The following is an 18,318-nucleotide window of genomic DNA, read 5'->3' as shown; positions in this document are numbered from 1 at the left end:
TACCATGCGAAAATCACGTGCGAAGCTGAAGGATGAACGGGGCTCCGTAACGGTGGAGTTCATCGGCATCCTGCCCTTTGTATTTTTGATTCTGCTGATCTTGTGGCAGTTTTTGACCGGTGTGTACGCAGTCATCATCGCGCAATCGGCTGCCAATGAAGCGGCGAAGGTGTATGCGATCACCGGAAATTCTGGCGAGGCACTGGATGCTGCGCAGCACATTGTGGGAAGTGCAGGCGGGGGCATTGCCTATAATGGCGGTGAGTCGAGCATTTCCGGTGACGGCAGTTACTTTACGGCGAGGGTCGGCGTGAACCTGGACTTGTTTTTTTTGCCGGATTTCATCAAAGATAACATGAGCGAGGAAGACAGGGTGATCTCCTTCTCCAGAGAGCTGCGAGGACGGGTGATTCATTAAAAATGAGACAGGCAATCATGCACGTACGCAATGAACGAGGAAATGTCACGATCCTGGTGCTGACCCTCTTTTTCTTCCTGCTCTTGGTGGTCTTTTCCGTCTTGTTTAACATCTCCACCATCTTCGTCGACAAGGAGGCAGCGGCAAACAGCGCCCAGCTGGCCAGCCTGGCGGCGACGGATATCCTTTACGATGAGGTGGAGGAGGCCATCAAAGTGTACGACCTTTCCATGGAGAGCTGGGTGGACCCGGTCTTTATCTGGGAGCTGGTAGAGGCGCAGATGGATACCATCCAAGCTTCCCATCCCGACTGGTCTTCGAGTGAAGTGAGGGCGGAAGCGATCGATCGCGTATTGCTCGCTGCCATTCCGACTTATCCAACGCTGGAGGCACATGTGCGAAAGGGGTTGCATGCTGCCTCGACCAAGATTCCAGGCGTCGTAAGGGACATTCTGGCCAGCAACAAAAGCACTCTCGACGGCTCCTCCCTCAAGCTTTTCAATGGGGAAGACCGGATCGAGGTGCGGACATCGGTCCGTTATGAGAGCCAATCATTCGGGCTGGATTTCTTGCCTCTGCATAACGAGCAAATCTATCAGACAGGGGAGAGCAGGAGCATTGGTTTTATCAAGGTGACAGGATGGGAGCAGTTTCCCCAGGTGTTTACAGAGGGAGATAGCTGGTGACAAATGCAACACGCTCTAAGGAGGCGGTATACATGAGAGAAAAGCGCAGATGGCATCGTATCCTTGGAGGCATACTCGTGACACTCATGCTGGCAGGCTGCTCAGTCGGCGCAGCGGGCTCCGTGTTTTCCGCTCCCGAAGTGCAGCTTCCCCAGACTGCACAGGAGCTGATCATGGCTGCACCAGGACCGCTGTCCGGCATTTCCTTTTACCAGCCGCAGCATCCTCAGCGTGAAAAAATCCATCAGATCCTCGATGGATTACCTCCGCTCCTCGACGGCATGGATGAATCGCTGCTGAGACTCTACTGGTCAGACTTGCTCAGGCTGTTTTCCGAGGACTATTTGAGCCCGCAGATGGTGGTAGACCGGTGGAAGATGGCATCGTTTGGCAGCCCGGATATCGGCGATGCGCGGTTTCTGTTCCGGGAGCATTTCAACGTAGAAATCATCCTGGATGCCAGTGGGAGCATGCGCGAGAAAATCGGAGAGAAAACCAAGATGGAGCTGGCCAAAGAAGCGATTAAGGAGTTTGCCGAAGCCCTTCCGGAAGAGGCCAAGATTTCTTTGCGCGTATACGGTCATCAGGGAACCGGCTCCGATGCGGACAAACAGCGGTCCTGCAGCAGCAGCGACATCGTCTATCCGCTCCAGTCCTACGATGCCCAGAGGCTGGACGAAGCACTCGGTTTGTTTGAGCCGGCTGGTTGGACCTCGATCGCGTATTCCTTGCAAAAAGCCCGGGAAGATTTAGCAGCATTCCCGGCTGATCAAAATACGAACATCATTTACCTGGTCAGCGATGGCATCGAGACGTGCGGGGGAGACCCGGTCGCGGTCGCCAAAGACCTATCTCAGTCCGATGTTATGCCCCTGCTCAACGTCATTGGCTTTGACGTAGACGCCCAAGGGCAAAAGCAGCTGAAGGAAATCGCTCAGGCCTCGGAAGGGCTGTACGCCAACGTAACCAATCGCGATCAATTCCGGCAGGAGCTGGAGAGAGCCAAGGAAATTGCTCAGAAGTGGGAGCAGTGGAAAAGGGACGCGATGACAGAGATGGATGCAGTGCTCATCGACAGGCGGAAATGGATCGATGCGTACGATCGCGACTGGTATGAGAAAAATTGGCGAGAGAGTCTGAATATCGGTGCAGCTCTTGACTATTTGGAGGCGACGGGGAAGATCGGCAGCCAGGCCAAGGAATTTCTCCTTTCGCAAAGAGCGGTGAGGGAGGCATTGGCGACAGATGCCAAGGATGAGCTGACAGATTATCTGGTCCATCTCACCAACAAGACCTATCAGGAAATGAAAAGCGAGATCGAACAAAAGTACAGCGGGAATTGATACCCGCTGTTTTGTTTGTTCCTAGATATAGGTGAAGGTAACCACTTGCTGCAATTGCGTATCGACTCCGATGGCGATCGCTTTCAGCCCATCTGTATAGTAAAAATACCGTTTGATGTCATCGGGATTGGCATAGGATGCTTTAATCAATTGAAAGGCTGTAGGGGTGAGCAGCTTTTGGTTGCGGATAAATTCAGCTGCAGCCTGCTCCAGATCGGTTTCTTTGCTTGCAGGAGTCGGTTTGTCATCGGGCTCGGCGACGTCGATGGAGACGGACAGCGCCTGTTTGGAATTTGGGTCGATGATGGCGTGGTAGGCAGTGATTTCGCCTGGGGCTGGGTCACGCTTTAGAACAACGTGGACGGGAATGCCTCTAAAAATAGGTTCACCAGTCGTCGATTCCACCAGCTTGGCGGGGTCCTCAAGCGTAATATCCCGATCCATGGTGTCGACGTCGACACGATAGTATTGTCTGACAGCAGCAGATGCGATCTGAGCGGCCTCTTCTTTGGTCAAGCCCTGTACTTGCTCGGGGGAAGCGATAGGGGTACAGCCGCTTAAAACGACAACCAGCAGAAGCAGCATGATCCTCATAGACGTTTTCATTCGGATCCTCCGTATGTTCCTTGAAGTCACGTTCTATAGTAGCAGGGTTTGTGCCAACCCGAAATCGATTTTCCTTTCCAGTACCTTACGAAGTTGTAAGCTTTGCATTCCCTACGTATTTGTGGAAAACAAAGGAATTTACAAGCGAAAAGACGAAACATTCGGAGTACGGCTATTAACGTAAGGGGGGAACGGGCATGAATGCAAAAGAGCTAAGTGACGCCATTCAAACCTATGTGAGAACGGAAACATTTCCGGTAGGTGTTTCCTTGGTGAAGGAGGAAGCGAACCTTCCGCAGAAGGCGAAGCGGCCGACGCGAGACCTGGGCTACCAAATCACCATCTGCCAAGCAGTTGGGTTTTCTCGCCGTTATGGATGGAGCATCGCGATGAACGGGGCGGATCTGTCCTGTCCGATCGCTCAAGTAGCTTTTGGCTACGAAGAGCAGCTGCCGTTTTACTCAGAAGGAAATCTTGCCTGTGGCATGTACACCGACTCCTTGGAGACAGGAGCAAAAAGCGAGCAGGATGTACCCAAGCTCTCCAAAGAAGAGAGCGGATACTATGTGTCCTATCCGCTGGAGAGGGCGGAAATAGACCCGGATGTTGTCGTCATTTATGGAAACGCGGCGCAGGTGATGCGTCTGGTAGCCGGCATGCTTTACAAGCGGGGTGGCTCCATTCCGTCAACCTTTTCCAGTCGCGCTGACTGTGCCGATATCGCGATCAAGCCGCTGCAGACAGGAGAGCCGCAAGTGATCGTACCCTGTTACGGCGACAGGCTGTTTGCGCAGACACAGGACCATGAGATGGCGTTCAGCTTTCATTTCCGCGACGCACAGGAGCTGGTAGATGGACTCGTAGGGACGCAAAAGGGCGGTGTGCGGTATCCGATTCCATCGTTTCTGCGTTACCAGGCCGAGTTCCCGCCGACCTATCAGAAGCTCACTGGTATGTTCGGAGAAGGCAAGGAAAAAGAGCTTACTTCCTAGGAAAACGAAAAAGCCAGCTGTTTCGGTGGGACCGAGACTCGCTGGCTTTGCTTTTTCAAAGCTGTTGTCAGGCAAGGACAGCCTCTATCGCCTGGTTATGACGATAGAGACTGCCCTTGATGTCATTCCTGGATTACACCAGATTTTCCGGGTTCAAGCCTTCCAGCTCTGGCAGGACGAAACGGCCGTCTTTGCGGATCAGGACGTCATCGAACCAGATTTCGCCGCCGCCGTATTCGGGACGCTGGATTTGCACCAGATCCCAGTGAACGGAGGAACGGTTGCCGTTGTCTGCCACGGTATATGCATTGCCTGGCGTGAAGTGGAAGCTGCCGGCGATTTTCTCATCGAACAGGATATCGAGCATTGGATGCAGGATGTGCGGGTTGAAGCCGATCGCGAATTCCCCGATGTAGCGAGCACCTTCGTCTGTGTCGAGGATGTCGTTCAGCGCCTTGGTGTTGGAGCTGGTGGCTTCCACGATCTTTCCTTCTTTAAAGGTGAACTGCACATCGGTGAAGGAAATGCCGTTGTAGTTGGTCGCAGCGTTGTAGAAGATGGTACCTTCTACAGAATCGCGCACAGGTGCGGTGTATACTTCTCCGTCAGGAATGTTGCGTTTGCCGTCGCATTTGATGGCGTTGATGCCTTTGATGGAGAAGCGCAGGTCGGTTTTCGGTCCAACGATGCGTACACGGTCGGTGCGTTCCATCAGTTCCTTGAGCGGCGTCATGGCATTGGACATTTTGGCGTAGTCCAGGTTGCAGACAGAGAAATAGAAGTCTTCGAAGCCTTCCAAGCTCATGCTGGACAGCTGTGCCATCGATTTGTTCGGATAGCGCAGGACGACCCAGCGTTTGTTTGGTACCCGCTCGTTTGTATGTACAGGCTGGTACAGGACACGGGAATAGATGCCCATTTTATCTTCAGAGACATCGGCATATTCATTGATGTTGTCATAGGCGCGCACGGCGATGTACGCATCCATGTCTTTCATCCGGTCGTATTCGTATTTTGCCATCAATGCCATATGTTCTTCGCTTGTACCCTGATACAGGGCGCGGTTCACTTCCTGATCCTTCAGGGTAACCAGAGGCAAAGCACCTACCGCAAAAGCTTCACGAACAAGAGCACGAACCAGTTCGGGCTGCAGGCCTGTGTTTTCGATCAGGACCTTTTCCCCTTTTTGCAGATTGAGCGAGTAGCGGACAAGACGGCTTGCGAGTTCATTAATCCGTGGATCTGCCATTTTCGCAACCTCCATAATAAAAATTATTTTACTAAAGGTATTATCGCAAAATTCGCGATTGCTTGCCAGTGTATATGCAAAAGCTTATAGGCACGCCTCGTAGATCTTTACGATGTCTTCCGCGTTCAGCCTGCGGGAGCTGGGCAAGTATCCTACGCCTCGTCCACCGATGGTTACAGCCTCGTCGGCCATCCGCTTCAGGGCATCTCGTGTCACCCCGAAATCAGACAGACGCTCGGTAATTCCCATGCGCTCATACCAATGCTGAACAGCATCAATCGTGGCCTCAGCTGCTGCCAGCTCATCCTCTACAGTGACGCCGAAGCAGTGGCGTCCCATGCGTGCCAGACGCTCTGGCCGGTCTGCGAGAATCACTTGCTTAAAATAAGGAAGAGATAGGATCGCAAGTCCCCGCCCGTGTGCCATATCGTAGATGCCACTTAGAGGATGCTCCACGCCGTGCAAGGGCATACCTGCATTTCGACCGGCATTGGCAAACGGGCTGATCCCAAGCGTGCTTACCCAGAGCAGGGTGGAACGAGCTTCTTCGTTGTCTGGCTGCTCGATGGCGGTGAGGGAATGCTCGACGACGAGTCTGATCAGCGTCTCCGATACTCCGTCCTGTACATGGGTGCCCGCTGCGCTGATCAAATAGCTTTCAAACAGATGCGAGAAAATGTCCGCGCACGCTTCTGCTGTGACGCGAGCAGGAACGGTGAACGTAATTGAGGGATCCAAGATGGCGATCTTCGGATAGAGAGCAGGACCGTTGATCGACGATTTTTCATGGGTGTCCCAATGTGTCAGTACGCTGATAGGATTGGCTTCAGAGCCCGTGGCGGCGACAGTCGGGACGGTTAGGAGGGGCAAAGCGTCCTGGACGGGGACGAGCTCTTTCGCTGTGCCGCTTGGGTTGCCGCGCATATAGTCGTAGATCGGACGTCCAGAGCGGGCTGCTGCTGCAATCGCCTTGGACGCGTCCATGACAGAGCCGCCACCGACTGCGAGAATGAAGTCGCATCCGTTTTGTCGAGCGAGGGCTGCTCCGGCATCGACAGTAGCCGTCCGTGGGTTTGGTTCGATCTTGTCGAACAGGATGCTGTCTACATCCGCTTCCTGCAATAGCGCTTGTACCCGGTCCAAAAGCCCTGTGCGCTTTGCAGCATTGCCGCCGGTGACGAGCAACGCCTTTTTGCCCAGACTCTTTGCAGCCTGGCCCAAACGCTTCAACTCTCCAAGGCCAAAGTAAATATGGGTAGGGAACGATACCTCAAAGGGAAACATCTGAATACCTTCCTTCTTTCCGTATAGGTTGCACCAAAAACAGTTTATCACATGATTAGAAAACTTGGCTGGGCCAAGCCTTTTGGCATTCACGCGGCGTTCGTCATCAAGCGATTTTAAATGTTTCACTGATATCGCGCAGGCCCGTCATTCGCTGGTCCAAACCGGTATAGGTGGTGGCAAAGCGAGTAATCAAGGCGTTCAGATCGTCGATGTGCTGATATCCGGTCTGAGTCACTTGTTCCATTTGCTCCACCATATGATTGAAGCAATCCGCGATGGCGCGAATCTCCGGGCTTTCCTTATCCAAATCAGTGCGCTGGGTGAGATCGCCGAGGCTTACAGGCTGATCGCAACGGTAGACAAGATCAGCCGAGTGGTTTGATGCAATGGACCCAGATACTCCTCCTGGAGAGCGTCTATGACGTAAATGAAATTTTCATCCGGGGAATGAGTAAAAGCAAGCGTGTGTACGGTGCCGCCTACGTTGACATGCATGACGCCAAAACGTTCTGCTTCCATTTGGAGAGCCACATCCTGAGGAATATCGATTGGCCCACTGGTTACGTTATCAATGGGATGAAATTCCCCCGTTTTTACGAGGTATTGCTGTACGTGTAGTCCCTCGCTCTTCAGGCTGGACTTTTGCTGGTTCAATTCAAAAGTAAAGCGTTGGTTGTAGGAAACGTCGTCAGAAGCAAACATGAACTTCATGAGCGAGATTTTTTCGGTAATTTTTTCGGTTTCCGAGTCCAGACGTTTTTCCATCTGGGTCAGGATCATCTTTTTCGTCTGCATATAGAAGGTGAAACTTCCGAGCAAGGGAACGATCATCTTGGTGCGTAATCGAGTATGGCGATGTAGACGATAAAAGGGTGCGATCAAAGCGGCAAGGATTGCGTTGACGTTCACTGATGTTCCTCCTAGTCAAAATGACCTACTCATCCATCTATTGTTAGGAGATAATGTAAAGCTGGTATGGAGGGTTTGTAAACGAATATTTTCATAGGGGGTTCCTCTTAATTACTAGCAATTTCCGAACTATTGTCGAACGTAGTTCACGCATTTTTCGTTGATAAATGCGTATGATTGTGTTTTAATGTAGTTGAATCGTTCGTGAATTAACAGTAACTCAACCTTTTTAGCTGGGAAGGTGGCTCCTACAGTGGAAAAACAGGAACAACTCTACGAAGGTAAGGCGAAACGTATTTATCGGACATCGACGCCTGATCAATACTGGGTGGAGTATAAAGACGACGCAACAGCATTTAACGGAGAAAAAAGAGCGCAAATCACGGGCAAAGGCGAGCTCAACAACCGGATTACGGCAATCTTTTTTACGATGCTAAAAGAGCGTGGGATCGACAACCATTTTGTTCGTCTGTTGTCAGCCACTGAGCAAGTCGTTCGCAAAGTGGAAATCATCCCTTTGGAAGTTGTCGTCCGCAATATCGCAGCAGGTTCTCTGGCGAAGCGTCTGGGTATGGAGGAAGGAACCGTCCTTCCGCAGCCTGTTGTCGAGTTTTACTACAAAGACGATGCATTGGGAGATCCGCTGGTGAATGCCTCTCACATCAAAGTGTTGGGGATCGCGAGCGAAAGCGACCAAGCGACTCTGGAGAAGATGGGGCTCGCAGTTAACGAAGTGCTGCGTCCATACTTGCGGGAGCGCAACATCACACTCGTCGATTTTAAATTGGAATTTGGGAAAACAGCGGACGGAGAAATTCTCCTCGCCGATGAAATATCGCCGGATACATGCCGGTTCTGGGACTCCGAAACAAACGAAAAGCTGGATAAAGACCGCTTCCGCCGTGATTTGGGCAACGTAGAAGAAGCTTATCAGGAAATGCTGAAGAGACTGGGAGGAGACGTACATGTTTAAAGCAATCGTATACGTAACTTTGCGCGAGAGCGTTTTGGACCCGCAAGGCCACGCCGTGAAAGGTGCCCTGCATTCCCTTGGTTTTGATGAAGTGAACAACGTACGCATCGGTAAGTACATGGAGCTTGAGCTGGGTACGAACGATCGTGCACAAGCAGAAGAGCGCGTTCGTGAAATGGCTGAAAAGCTTCTGGCCAATACGGTGGTTGAAGACTATCGCTTTGAGATCGTGGAGGGCTAACGTTATGCGAGTAGCGGTTATCGTCTTTCCCGGCTCCAATGCCGACATCGATTTGTACAACGCGGTTGAAGACGTCATGGGAGTGCCGGTAGATTACGTGTGGCACTCGGATACAGATCTTTCCCAGTATGACGCGATCCTTTTGCCAGGCGGCTTCTCCTATGGAGATTACCTGCGCTGTGGCGCCGTCGCCCGTTTTTCGCCGGTCATGGAACAAGTAGTGAAAGCAGCAGAGGAAGGCAAGCTGGTCATGGGAATCTGCAACGGCTTCCAGATCCTGACGGAAGTTGGACTGTTGCCAGGTGCTCTTTTGCGCAACCGTTCCCTGAAGTTCCGCTGCACACTGGCAGGGCTGCGCGTGGAAAACAATGATACACCTTTTACCCGCGATTATGCCGCTGGGGAAGAGATTAAAATTCCCATCGCTCATGGCGAAGGAAACTACTACTGTGACGAAGAGACGCTGGCAAAGCTCAAAGCCAATGGCCAGATCGTCTTCCGCTATCACGGCGAAAATCCGAATGGCTCTCTTGAAGATATCGCGGGCATTTGCAACGAGCGTGGCAACGTGCTCGGCATGATGCCTCACCCAGAGCGTGCTGTCCACACTTGGATGACTTCCGATGACGGACGCCGTATGTTTACCTCGATCCTGAAGACGTGGAGGGAAAAAAGCAGTGTCACAACTCACGCATAAAGAACCGACAGCCGAACAAATTGCCGATCAGAAGCTCTACCGCGAGATTGGTCTGACGGATGAAGAATACCAACGCGTTGTAGACATCATCGGCCGCAAGCCGAACTGGACAGAGACTGGTCTTTACAGCGTTATGTGGTCGGAGCACTGCTCTTACAAAAACTCCAAGCCTGTCTTGCGCCGCTTCCCTACCAAGGGTCCACGCGTTCTGCAAGGTCCAGGGGAAGGTGCCGGTATCGTAGACATCGGCGACAAGCAAGCGGTCGTATTCAAAATCGAAAGCCATAACCACCCATCTGCGATCGAGCCTTACCAAGGTGCAGCGACAGGAGTAGGCGGTATTATCCGCGACGTGTTCTCCATGGGTGCTCGTCCGATTGCGGTATTGAACTCGCTTCGTTTCGGGGAGCTGAAAACTCCTCGCGTCAAATATTTGTTTGAACACGTGGTTGCGGGTATCGCTGGCTACGGCAACTGCATCGGGATCCCGACAGTTGGCGGCGAAGTGAACTTCGACCCGACCTATGAAGGCAACCCGCTGGTAAACGCGATGTGCGTCGGCCTCATCGACCATGACAAGATTCAAAAAGGTGTGGCTTCCGGTATTGGCAACCCTGTCATTTACGTAGGCTCCAGCACAGGGCGTGACGGAATTCACGGCGCGACCTTTGCCTCCGAAGAGCTCACCGAAGAATCGGAGAAAAAGCGTCCAGCTGTACAAGTGGGCGACCCGTTCATGGAAAAGCTGCTGCTCGAAGCATGCCTGGAGTTGATCGACACCGGAATCGTCGTAGGGATTCAGGACATGGGTGCAGCGGGGCTTACCAGCTCCAGCTCCGAGATGGCCTCCAAAGCGGGCAACGGTATCGAAATGAATCTGGACCTCGTTCCACAGCGTGAAGCAGGCATGTCTGCTTACGAAATGATGCTTTCCGAATCCCAAGAGCGCATGCTCGTTGTCGTAGAAAAAGGCAAGGAAGCAGAAGCGATTGCGATTTTCGATAAATGGGGCTTGGCATCTGCGGTCGTGGGTAAAGTAACGGAAGACAGCATGCTGCGCCTGCTGCACAAAGGCGAAGTCGTTGCTGAAGTACCTGTAAACAGCCTGGCAGATGAAGCGCCGGTGTACCACCGTCCATCCGCAGTACCTGCTTACTATGAAGCAAACGCCAATGTGGATGCAGTAGCGGCTATCAGCCAGCCTGCTGACCTGAATGAAACGCTGAAAAGCTTGCTCGCTCAGCCTACAGTAGCGAACAAATCGTGGGTATATGAGCAGTACGATCACATCGTACGTGCAAACACCGCCGTCAAGCCTGGCTCTGACGCAGCGGTCGTGATGGTTCGCGGCACGCGCAAGGCGCTGGCGATGAGCACGGATTGCAACGGACGCTATGTGTACCTCGATCCAAAAGTAGGCGGCGCGATTGCGGTAGCCGAATCGGCTCGTAACGTCGTTTGCTCCGGTGCAGAGCCACTGGCGATCACAGACTGCCTGAACTTCGGCAGCCCGGAAAAGCCTGAGGTGTTCTGGCAGTTTGAACAAGCGTGCGAAGGGATGAGCGAAGCGTGCGTAGCGCTGGATTCTCCTGTCATCGGCGGGAACGTATCCTTCTACAACGAGCGCAGCGGCGACGCGATTTACCCGACTCCTACTGTCGGTATGGTTGGTTTGATCACGGACGTGGATCACATCACTACTCAAAACTTCAAGCACGAAGGCGACGCGATCATCCTGTTGGGTGAGACATTCGCAGAGCTGGGTGGCTCCGAATATCAAAAGCTGGCGACAGGCGCTATCTCGGGCCGTCCGCCGCAAATCGATCTGGCGAAAGAAGCAGCTGTTCAAAAAGCGACGCTGGCAGCGATCCGTCAAGGTCTCGTCAAGTCTGCTCACGACCTGTCTGAAGGCGGTCTGGGTGTAGCACTGGCAGAATCCTGCTTCGGAGAGGGCTTCGGTGCGAGGGTGTCTCTGGAATCCGAACTGCGTCCAGACGTTCTCTTGTTCAGTGAGTCGCAATCCCGTATCTTGCTCAGTACATCCGAGGAAAAGGCGCAGGCTCTGCTTGCTTTGGCAGCGCAGCATGGTGTACCGGCAGCCCAAATCGGAACGACTGGCGGAGAGAAACTGGTGATCAACGTGAACGGTGCAGAAGCGGTCAACGCTTCGATTCAAGAGGTGAAAGCAGCCTGGAAGGATGCGATTCCATGTTTGATCGGGTAATCTGGGACGAACTGAATGAAGAATGCGGCGTCTTTGGCATCTACAACCACAAGGAAGCTCCCCAGCTGACTTACTTGGGGCTGCATGCTCTGCAGCATCGCGGTCAGGAGAGCGCAGGTATCTGCGCCTCCGACGGCGAGAAGTGGTATAAGCACCGTGGAATGGGTCTCGTATCGGAAGCGTTTGGCAAAGGTGATCTGGAGAAGTTCAAAGGTCACATCGCCATTGGACATACACGCTATACCACAGCAGGCTCCAGCAAAATCGAAAACGCACAGCCGCTCTTTTTCCGCTACGCACAAGGCAGCATGGCTGTCGCGCACAACGGAAACCTGGTAAATGCGGCCGTGCTTCGCAAAGAGCTGGAGGCAAAGGGCTCCATTTTCCAAACAACCAGTGACACAGAAGTCATCGCCCACCTGATTGCACGCTCGGAGCGCCCTGATCTTCCGGGCGCGGTAAAAGATGCCCTGCAGCACATTAAAGGTGCCTATGCGCTCTGTGTCATGAACCAAAATCAGCTGGTGATCGCTCTCGATCCAAACGGGCTGCGCCCGCTGTCCCTGGGACGATTGGGAGACGCCATCTGTGTCGCTTCTGAAACCTGTGCGTTTGACATCATCGGTGCCGAGTACTGGCGCGATGTTCAACCAGGCGAGCTCATTATCGTGGATGAAAACGGCATTGTAGAAACCTCGCACACCGAAAAGACACAGCGCTCGATGTGCATCTTTGAATACATTTACTTCGCACGTCCCGACAGCGATATCGACGGGATCAACGTGCACATGGCGCGCAAACGCCTCGGCAAGCAGCTTGCCAAAGAAGCTTCCATTGAGGCAGATGTCATCATCGGGGTACCGGATTCAAGTACCTCCGCTGCCATCGGCTTTGCGGAAGCGACAGGTATTCCTTATGAGATCGGTTTGATCAAAAATCGCTATGTAGGCCGTACGTTTATTCAACCGAGCCAGGAGCTGCGTGAACGCGCGGTTCATCTGAAGCTGTCGGCTGTACGCAAGGTAGTGGAAGGCAAACGCGTCGTGATGATTGACGATTCCATCGTTCGTGGTACTACGAGCAACCGCATCGTCCGCATGCTGCGTGAAGCAGGTGCAAAAGAAGTCCATGTACGCATCAGCTCTCCGCCTGTCATGAATCCGTGCTTCTACGGCATTGACACCTCGTCTCGTGAAGAGTTGATCGCGGCTACCAAATCCATTGAGGAAATCCGCCTGGCTATCGAGGCAGATTCGCTTTCGTTCCTGTCTGTAGACGGAATGCTCGAAGCGATCGGCCGCGAAGACTCGGCTCCGAATAGAGGCCATTGCCTCGCTTGCTTTACCGGACAATACCCGACTGAAATCGATTTTGAAGAAGCGTTGCCAGCGCTCAAGTGCTAAGGCAGGCTAGCACCTCGTCCAAGGGGGAGAAACGATGAGTGAAGCATACAAACAAGCAGGCGTAGATATCGACGCGGGGAACGAAGCCGTCGAGCGCATGAAAAAACACGTAAAACGGACATTCCGTCCCGAGGTGCTGACCGATTTGGGCGGCTTCGGTGCACTGTTCCGCATGGATACAAAGAAATACGAAAAGCCAGTACTCGTATCGGGTACAGACGGTGTGGGCACAAAGCTGAAGCTGGCATTTGCAATGGATAAGCACGATACCATTGGCATTGACGCTGTAGCAATGTGCGTGAACGACGTGGTTGTGCAAGGGGCAGAGCCGCTCTTTTTCCTCGACTACTTGGCTGTCGATAAAGTGATTCCGGAAAAGATCGAAGCGATTGTCAAAGGGATTGCAGATGGCTGCTCCCAGGCAGGCTGTTCCCTGATCGGTGGGGAAACGGCGGAAATGCCGGGCATGTATGCGGAAGGCGAGTATGACATCGCTGGCTTTACGGTCGGTGTTGTAGACGAGAGCAAGATGATCACCGGCTCTACTGTCGCAGCAGGCGATGTGTTGATTGGACTCGCGTCTAGCGGCGTGCACAGCAACGGTTTTTCTCTCGTGCGCAAGGTGCTTCTGGCGGACAAAGGCATGTCCTTGCACGATCATGTAGACGCGCTGGGGAAAAAGCTGGGCGAAGAGCTGTTGACCCCTACCCGCATTTACGTGAAACAGGTTCTCTCTGTCCTGGAATCGTTTGAAGTCAAAGCGCTGGCACATATTACAGGCGGCGGCTTCACCGAAAACATTCCGCGTGTCCTTCCTGAAGGTACACAGGCTGTGATCGATGTCGGTTCCTGGCCCGTGCTGCCGATCTTCTCTCTCGTTCAGGAAGCGGGCGGCATTTCCTATCCGGACATGTACAAAACCTTTAATATGGGGATTGGCATGATGCTGGTTGTCAAGCAAGAGGATGCTGTCCCAGTGATCGAAAAACTGCAGGAGCTCGGAGAAAAGCCTTACCTGATCGGAAATATTCAGGCGGGTGAACGCAAGGTCGTATACAACGGGGTGGAATGGTGAAAAAGGTAGCCATTTTCGCCTCGGGCAGCGGCTCGAACTTTGAAGCGATCGTGCAAGCCGTACAAAGCGGACGACTGAAAGGTGTGGAGGTCTCGCTGCTCATCTGCGACAAGCCGGGAGCCAAAGTGTTGGAGCGGGCAGAGCGTCTCGGTATTGAGGCGTTTGTGTTTCAGCCAAAAGCTTACGCGGATAAAGCGGGATTTGAGAGCGAGATCGTAGCAGAGCTGCAAAAGCGCGGTGTTTCCCTCGTCGTCCTGGCTGGTTACATGCGCTTGGTGGGAGAGACGCTGCTTGCTGCCTATGAAGGTCGCATTATCAACCTGCATCCGTCCCTTTTGCCAGCATTTACGGGCAAGGATGCGGTTGGTCAGGCACTGGCATACGGGGTAAAGATTACGGGGGTAACGGTACATGTGGTGGACGCCGGACTGGATACCGGGCCGATCATTGCACAGATTCCCGTAGCCGTGCAGGAAAACGATACAGCAGAAACATTGGCGGCGCGCATCCATGAGGTCGAGCATGGCCTTTTGGTAGACGTGATCGGCTGGTTGGTAGAAGGACGAGTGAAGCTGGAAGGACGCCATGTCCAGCTGGTGTAATTGTATAGGTAGGAAAGGCGCTTACGTTCTTGGAACAAGCGCTTTTTTCGTTTCCGCAAAACCATGACAAGCGTGGAGATAGCAAACCAAATGGAGTCTCTCGACATATGGTGAACAGAAGAGCAAAGCCGTAATCGAGGAGGGGCCCATTTGAGCGGAGATTTTGTTGCCGATTTGCTGGGCAAGCTAAGCAAGAAGACAGGGCGGGAATGGACACTGGCCGACATTATGAAGCTTGCCGAAAAATTCCCGAAAGGTGGCTCCCAGGACATAGACGCGGTCATGAGTGAGCTGTCTGATATGGGGCTGAATGTTCCGGAAGAAACAAAGGAAAAAGTAAAGGAACGGATGAAAAGCGGCAAATCCCTCACGATGGATGAACTGGGAAGCCTGATGCGCAAGGACGTCAAAGGGAAGCGGAGCAAGGTCAAAAAACCGAAGCCGGCTGCAGGAAGAGGCAAGCCGCTTTCACTCGCGCAACGTGTGAAAAAATTGTCGGCCAGGAAAAAGAAAAACCGGTAAATAGACGCATATGGATAGAAAAAAGCAGTCGTGAGTGCGGAACAAGCACAGGCGGCTGCATTTGTTTTGCTCTGACGAAAACCTTGATGAAAACGTACATTTATGTTTTAATAGGAATGGAATGTTCGTGTTTTGTTTAAAAAATACCCAACCAAGCATCGAAGAACAGCCTCGTAGTGGTTTTTCTGAGGTAAACTAACCAAAAGTCCAGGAGGTTCTATCCGTGAGTGTGAAAAAAGCGTTGATCAGCGTTTCTGACAAGACAGGATTGATACCGTTTGCTCGTCGTCTGGCAGCTGCCGGAGTAGAGATCATTTCAACCGGAGGTACAGCTTCTCTCTTGAAGGAAGCGGGTGTTCCTGTCATCGGCATTTCCGAAGTAACCGGGTTTCCAGAAATTCTGGACGGCCGCGTCAAAACGCTGCATCCGAATATCCATAGCGGTCTTCTGGCTGTGCGCGACAATGAAGCTCATCAAAAGCAGTTGAAAGAACTTGCGATCGAGACCATTGACCTGGTTGTCGTGAACCTGTATCCATTTAAAGAAACCATTGCCAAGCCAGATGTTACGTTTGAAGAGGCAATTGAAAATATTGATATTGGCGGACCGACCATGCTGCGCTCCGCTGCGAAAAACCACGCGTTTGTCAGTGTCGTCGTCGATGCGGCTGATTACGAGACAGTGGCATCCGAGATTGAAGCGAACCAGGACACGACGCTTGAGACTCGCCGCAAACTGGCTGCGAAAGTTTTCCGTCACACAGCAGCGTACGATGCCCTCATCTCCCGTTACTTGAGCGAACAGGTGGGAGAGCTGCTGCCAGAGAGCTTCACGGTGACCTATGAGAAGGCACAAGACCTGCGCTACGGCGAAAATCCGCACCAACGTGCAGCCTTTTACCGCGAGCCGCTGGCAGGCACTGCAAGTATCGCCTACGCGGAGCAGCTGCATGGCAAAGAGCTTTCTTACAATAATATTAACGACGCAGATGCAGCACTTGCGATTGTCCGTGAGTTTTCGGAGCCGGCTGTTGTGGCGATCAAGCATTCCAACCCATGTGGAGTAGGAATCGGGACAACCATTCGCGAAGCTTATCAGAGAGCTTACGAAGCAGATGCCGTTTCGATCTTTGGCGGTATCGTCGCAGCTAACCGCACGATTGACCGTGACACGGCACTTGCAATGAAAGAGATCTTCCTGGAAATCATCCTCGCACCAGACTTTACAGAAGAAGCGCTGGCTGTATTGACCGAGAAAAAGAACCTGCGTCTCCTGCGCATCCCTACCTTGAACGAGGCTTCGGTAAAAGCGAACCATTTCCGCGTAGCACCTGTTGCTGGTGGCGCCTTGGTTCAGGATTACGATCTGAAGCAGCTGGAGGAATCCGAAGTTCGTGTCGTGACGGATCGCCAGCCAACTGCAGAGGAAATGGAACAGCTGAAATTTGCTTGGAAAGTAGTCAAGCATGTGAAGTCCAACGCCATTTTGCTGGCGAAAGACAATATGACTGTCGGCGTAGGGGCAGGTCAAATGAACCGCGTCGGCTCCGCGAAGATCGCAATTGAGCAGGCCAAGGATCTGGCAAAAGGCTCTGTACTGGCTTCTGATGCCTTCTTCCCGATGTCTGATACGGTTGAAGCAGCGGCAGCAGCCGGGATTACAGCGATTATTCAGCCAGGCGGCTCGGTACGTGACCAAGAGTCCATCGACGCTTGCAATCGCTTTGGGATCGCTATGATCTTCACAGGTACTCGTCACTTCAAACACTAATAGAGCGCATGACCTCTAGCACAGGAGGAAATACGATGAATGTTTTGGTAATCGGCAGTGGCGGTCGTGAGCACACGATTGCATGGAAGCTGCTGCAAAGCCCGCAGGTAAAAAAGGTGTATTGCGCGCCGGGAAATGGCGGGACTGCACAAATCGCTCAAAACGTACCGATTGGTGTCAATGACTTCGCGGCACTTGCCCAGTTTGTAAAAGACGAAGGGATCGACTTGACGGTGGTCGGCCCGGAAGATCCTCTCTTGGGAGGCATCGTAGACTTTTTCGAGGAACGCAACCTGCCGATCTTTGGCCCAAATGGCAGAGCGGCCATGATCGAAGGCAGCAAATCGTTTGCCAAGCGCCTGATGATGCGCTACAACATCCCGACCTCGGCCTACGAGTCTTTCATTGACTACGAATCCGCGATCGCCTACGTACGTGAACAGGGCGCGCCGATCGTCATCAAAGCCGATGGACTGGCAGCCGGAAAAGGCGTCGTCGTAGCCGAAACGCTGGAAGAGGCAGAGGAAGCCCTTCGCCAGATCATGGAGGAGAGCATCTTCGGGGAAGCAGGCACGCGTGTGGTCGTCGAGGAGTGCATGTTTGGCGAGGAGCTTTCCTTGCTGTCCTTCGTCGACGGAGAAACCGTCAAGCCGATGATCACTTCTCAGGATCACAAGCGGATTTTCAACGACGACCGCGGCCCGAACACAGGCGGTATGGGGACGTACGCTCCGGTTCCGCAAATGTCTGAGGAGCTAGTCGCCCAGATCGTGGAGACCATCGTCAAACCGATGGCAAAAGGAATGGCGCAAGACGGAATTCCGTTCAAGGGCATTTTGTACACCGGCTTGATGATTACGGAGCAAGGTCCAAAAGTGGTGGAATTCAACGCTCGTTTTGGAGATCCCGAGACGCAGGTGATTCTGCCTTTGCTCGAGACAGACCTGCTGGAGATCGTGGTCGCTACCATCAAGGGTGAACTGGATGCCGTCGATGTGAAGTGGAAAAAAGGCAGTGCTGTATGTGTTGTGATGGCAGCTCCGGGTTATCCGGGGGACTATCCAAAAGGCCAGCTGATTGAAGGCTTGAATCGCACAGGAGAGAACGTTACCGTATTCCATGCAGGAACGAAGGCTGCCGAAGAGGGCATCGTCACCAGCGGCGGACGTGTGTTGGGTGTGACCGCAACGGGAGACGATCTGGAGAAAGCGCGCGCAGCCGCCTATGAAACGGTGCAGGCCATCTCGTTTGAGGGAGCGCAGTACCGGACAGACATTGCCGCAAAAGCGATGCGTCATCAAAATAACAGCCGATAACAAA

The 18,318-nt window shown here is 52.9% G+C and carries 19 protein-coding genes; 14 read left to right on the top strand and 5 right to left on the bottom strand.

Features of this window, described 5'->3' with window-relative positions:
- Positions 1 to 4 precede the first annotated feature (4 nt).
- From EDM59_RS29110 to EDM59_RS29100, 3 genes are read left to right on the top strand one after another with little or no spacing between them, the layout of a single operon-like run.
- Positions 5 to 418 (top strand): TadE/TadG family type IV pilus assembly protein, encoded by a 414-nt coding sequence (locus tag EDM59_RS29110; RefSeq protein WP_122926813.1) that lies wholly within the window; start codon positions 5 to 7, stop codon positions 416 to 418.
- A gap of 2 nt (positions 419 to 420) precedes the next feature.
- Positions 421 to 1,104 carry a pilus assembly protein TadG-related protein gene (locus EDM59_RS29105; RefSeq protein WP_122926812.1) on the top strand — a complete coding sequence of 228 codons (684 nt, stop codon included), beginning with the start codon at positions 421 to 423 and terminating at the stop codon, positions 1,102 to 1,104.
- A 32-nt stretch (positions 1,105 to 1,136) separates the two neighbouring features.
- Positions 1,137 to 2,447, top strand: coding sequence for a VWA domain-containing protein (locus EDM59_RS29100; protein ID WP_122926811.1), 1,311 nt, complete (start codon positions 1,137 to 1,139; stop codon positions 2,445 to 2,447).
- Positions 2,448 to 2,468: 21 nt separating this feature from the next.
- On the opposite strand, the gene EDM59_RS29095 is transcribed toward EDM59_RS29100, so the two are convergent.
- Positions 2,469 to 3,053 carry a hypothetical protein gene (locus EDM59_RS29095; RefSeq protein ID WP_122926810.1) on the bottom strand — a complete coding sequence of 195 codons (585 nt, stop codon included), beginning with the start codon at positions 3,051 to 3,053 and terminating at the stop codon, positions 2,469 to 2,471.
- A gap of 197 nt (positions 3,054 to 3,250) precedes the next feature.
- Here EDM59_RS29095 and EDM59_RS29090 point away from each other — a divergent pair, with 197 nt between their 5' ends.
- A complete protein-coding gene (locus EDM59_RS29090) occupies positions 3,251 to 4,045 on the top strand; it encodes a DUF169 domain-containing protein (protein WP_122926809.1) in 795 nt (264 codons plus the stop codon).
- A 133-nt stretch (positions 4,046 to 4,178) separates the two neighbouring features.
- On the opposite strand, the gene EDM59_RS29085 is transcribed toward EDM59_RS29090, so the two are convergent.
- The 4 genes from EDM59_RS29085 to EDM59_RS29075 all read right to left on the bottom strand — a co-directional run bounded on the left by EDM59_RS29085 (position 4,179) and on the right by EDM59_RS29075 (position 7,490).
- Positions 4,179 to 5,294 carry an aminopeptidase gene (locus tag EDM59_RS29085; protein ID WP_092267421.1) on the bottom strand — a complete coding sequence of 372 codons (1,116 nt, stop codon included), beginning with the start codon at positions 5,292 to 5,294 and terminating at the stop codon, positions 4,179 to 4,181.
- 84 nt (positions 5,295 to 5,378) lie between these two features.
- Positions 5,379 to 6,578: an iron-containing alcohol dehydrogenase gene (locus EDM59_RS29080; protein ID WP_122926808.1), complete on the bottom strand. Its 1,200-nt coding sequence runs from the start codon at positions 6,576 to 6,578 to the stop codon at positions 5,379 to 5,381.
- A gap of 106 nt (positions 6,579 to 6,684) precedes the next feature.
- Complete coding sequence (locus tag EDM59_RS31265; RefSeq protein WP_183193075.1) at positions 6,685 to 6,825, bottom strand: hypothetical protein; 141 nt, start codon at positions 6,823 to 6,825, stop codon at positions 6,685 to 6,687.
- Between the two features lie 92 nt (positions 6,826 to 6,917).
- On the bottom strand, positions 6,918 to 7,490 hold the full coding sequence (locus EDM59_RS29075; protein WP_122926807.1) for a hypothetical protein: 573 nt from the start codon (positions 7,488 to 7,490) through the stop codon (positions 6,918 to 6,920).
- Between the two features lie 253 nt (positions 7,491 to 7,743).
- Between EDM59_RS29075 and purC the strand changes: the two genes are divergently transcribed.
- The 10 genes from purC (at position 7,744) to purD (ending at position 18,314) form a co-directional block, all read left to right on the top strand.
- Positions 7,744 to 8,463 (top strand): phosphoribosylaminoimidazolesuccinocarboxamide synthase, encoded by a 720-nt coding sequence (gene purC / locus EDM59_RS29070; RefSeq protein ID WP_122926806.1) that lies wholly within the window; start codon positions 7,744 to 7,746, stop codon positions 8,461 to 8,463.
- The gene (purS, locus tag EDM59_RS29065) at positions 8,456 to 8,704 is read left to right on the top strand and encodes a phosphoribosylformylglycinamidine synthase subunit PurS (protein ID WP_092267418.1); all 249 of its coding nucleotides are present in this window, start codon (positions 8,456 to 8,458) and stop codon (positions 8,702 to 8,704) included. The genes purC and purS overlap by 8 nt, the downstream gene beginning before the upstream one ends.
- A 4-nt stretch (positions 8,705 to 8,708) precedes the next feature.
- On the top strand, positions 8,709 to 9,401 hold the full coding sequence (gene purQ / locus EDM59_RS29060; RefSeq protein WP_122926805.1) for a phosphoribosylformylglycinamidine synthase subunit PurQ: 693 nt from the start codon (positions 8,709 to 8,711) through the stop codon (positions 9,399 to 9,401).
- Positions 9,382 to 11,625: a phosphoribosylformylglycinamidine synthase subunit PurL gene (purL, locus tag EDM59_RS29055; protein ID WP_122926804.1), complete on the top strand. Its 2,244-nt coding sequence runs from the start codon at positions 9,382 to 9,384 to the stop codon at positions 11,623 to 11,625. Before purQ ends, purL begins: the two co-directional genes overlap by 20 nt.
- Positions 11,610 to 13,028, top strand: a complete 1,419-nt coding sequence (purF, locus tag EDM59_RS29050; protein ID WP_122926803.1) for an amidophosphoribosyltransferase — start codon at positions 11,610 to 11,612, stop codon at positions 13,026 to 13,028. The genes purL and purF overlap by 16 nt, the downstream gene beginning before the upstream one ends.
- Before the next feature lie 34 nt (positions 13,029 to 13,062).
- Complete coding sequence (gene purM, locus EDM59_RS29045; protein WP_122926802.1) at positions 13,063 to 14,103, top strand: phosphoribosylformylglycinamidine cyclo-ligase; 1,041 nt, start codon at positions 13,063 to 13,065, stop codon at positions 14,101 to 14,103.
- Positions 14,097 to 14,705, top strand: a complete 609-nt coding sequence (purN, locus tag EDM59_RS29040; protein ID WP_122926801.1) for a phosphoribosylglycinamide formyltransferase — start codon at positions 14,097 to 14,099, stop codon at positions 14,703 to 14,705. Before purM ends, purN begins: the two co-directional genes overlap by 7 nt.
- Positions 14,706 to 14,855: 150 nt before the next feature.
- The gene (locus EDM59_RS29035; RefSeq protein ID WP_122926800.1) at positions 14,856 to 15,227 is read left to right on the top strand and encodes a hypothetical protein; all 372 of its coding nucleotides are present in this window, start codon (positions 14,856 to 14,858) and stop codon (positions 15,225 to 15,227) included.
- Between the two features lie 223 nt (positions 15,228 to 15,450).
- Positions 15,451 to 16,998, top strand: a complete 1,548-nt coding sequence (gene purH / locus EDM59_RS29030) for a bifunctional phosphoribosylaminoimidazolecarboxamide formyltransferase/IMP cyclohydrolase (protein WP_122926799.1) — start codon at positions 15,451 to 15,453, stop codon at positions 16,996 to 16,998.
- 35 nt (positions 16,999 to 17,033) lie between these two features.
- A complete protein-coding gene (gene purD, locus EDM59_RS29025; RefSeq protein WP_122926798.1) occupies positions 17,034 to 18,314 on the top strand; it encodes a phosphoribosylamine--glycine ligase in 1,281 nt (426 codons plus the stop codon).
- The last annotated feature ends 4 nt before the right edge of the window (positions 18,315 to 18,318 follow it).

The organism is Brevibacillus nitrificans (genome assembly GCF_003710965.1).
GTDB classification, from domain to species: domain Bacteria; phylum Bacillota; class Bacilli; order Brevibacillales; family Brevibacillaceae; genus Brevibacillus; species Brevibacillus centrosporus.
This window is presented reverse-complemented; position numbering and strand designations above follow the sequence as displayed.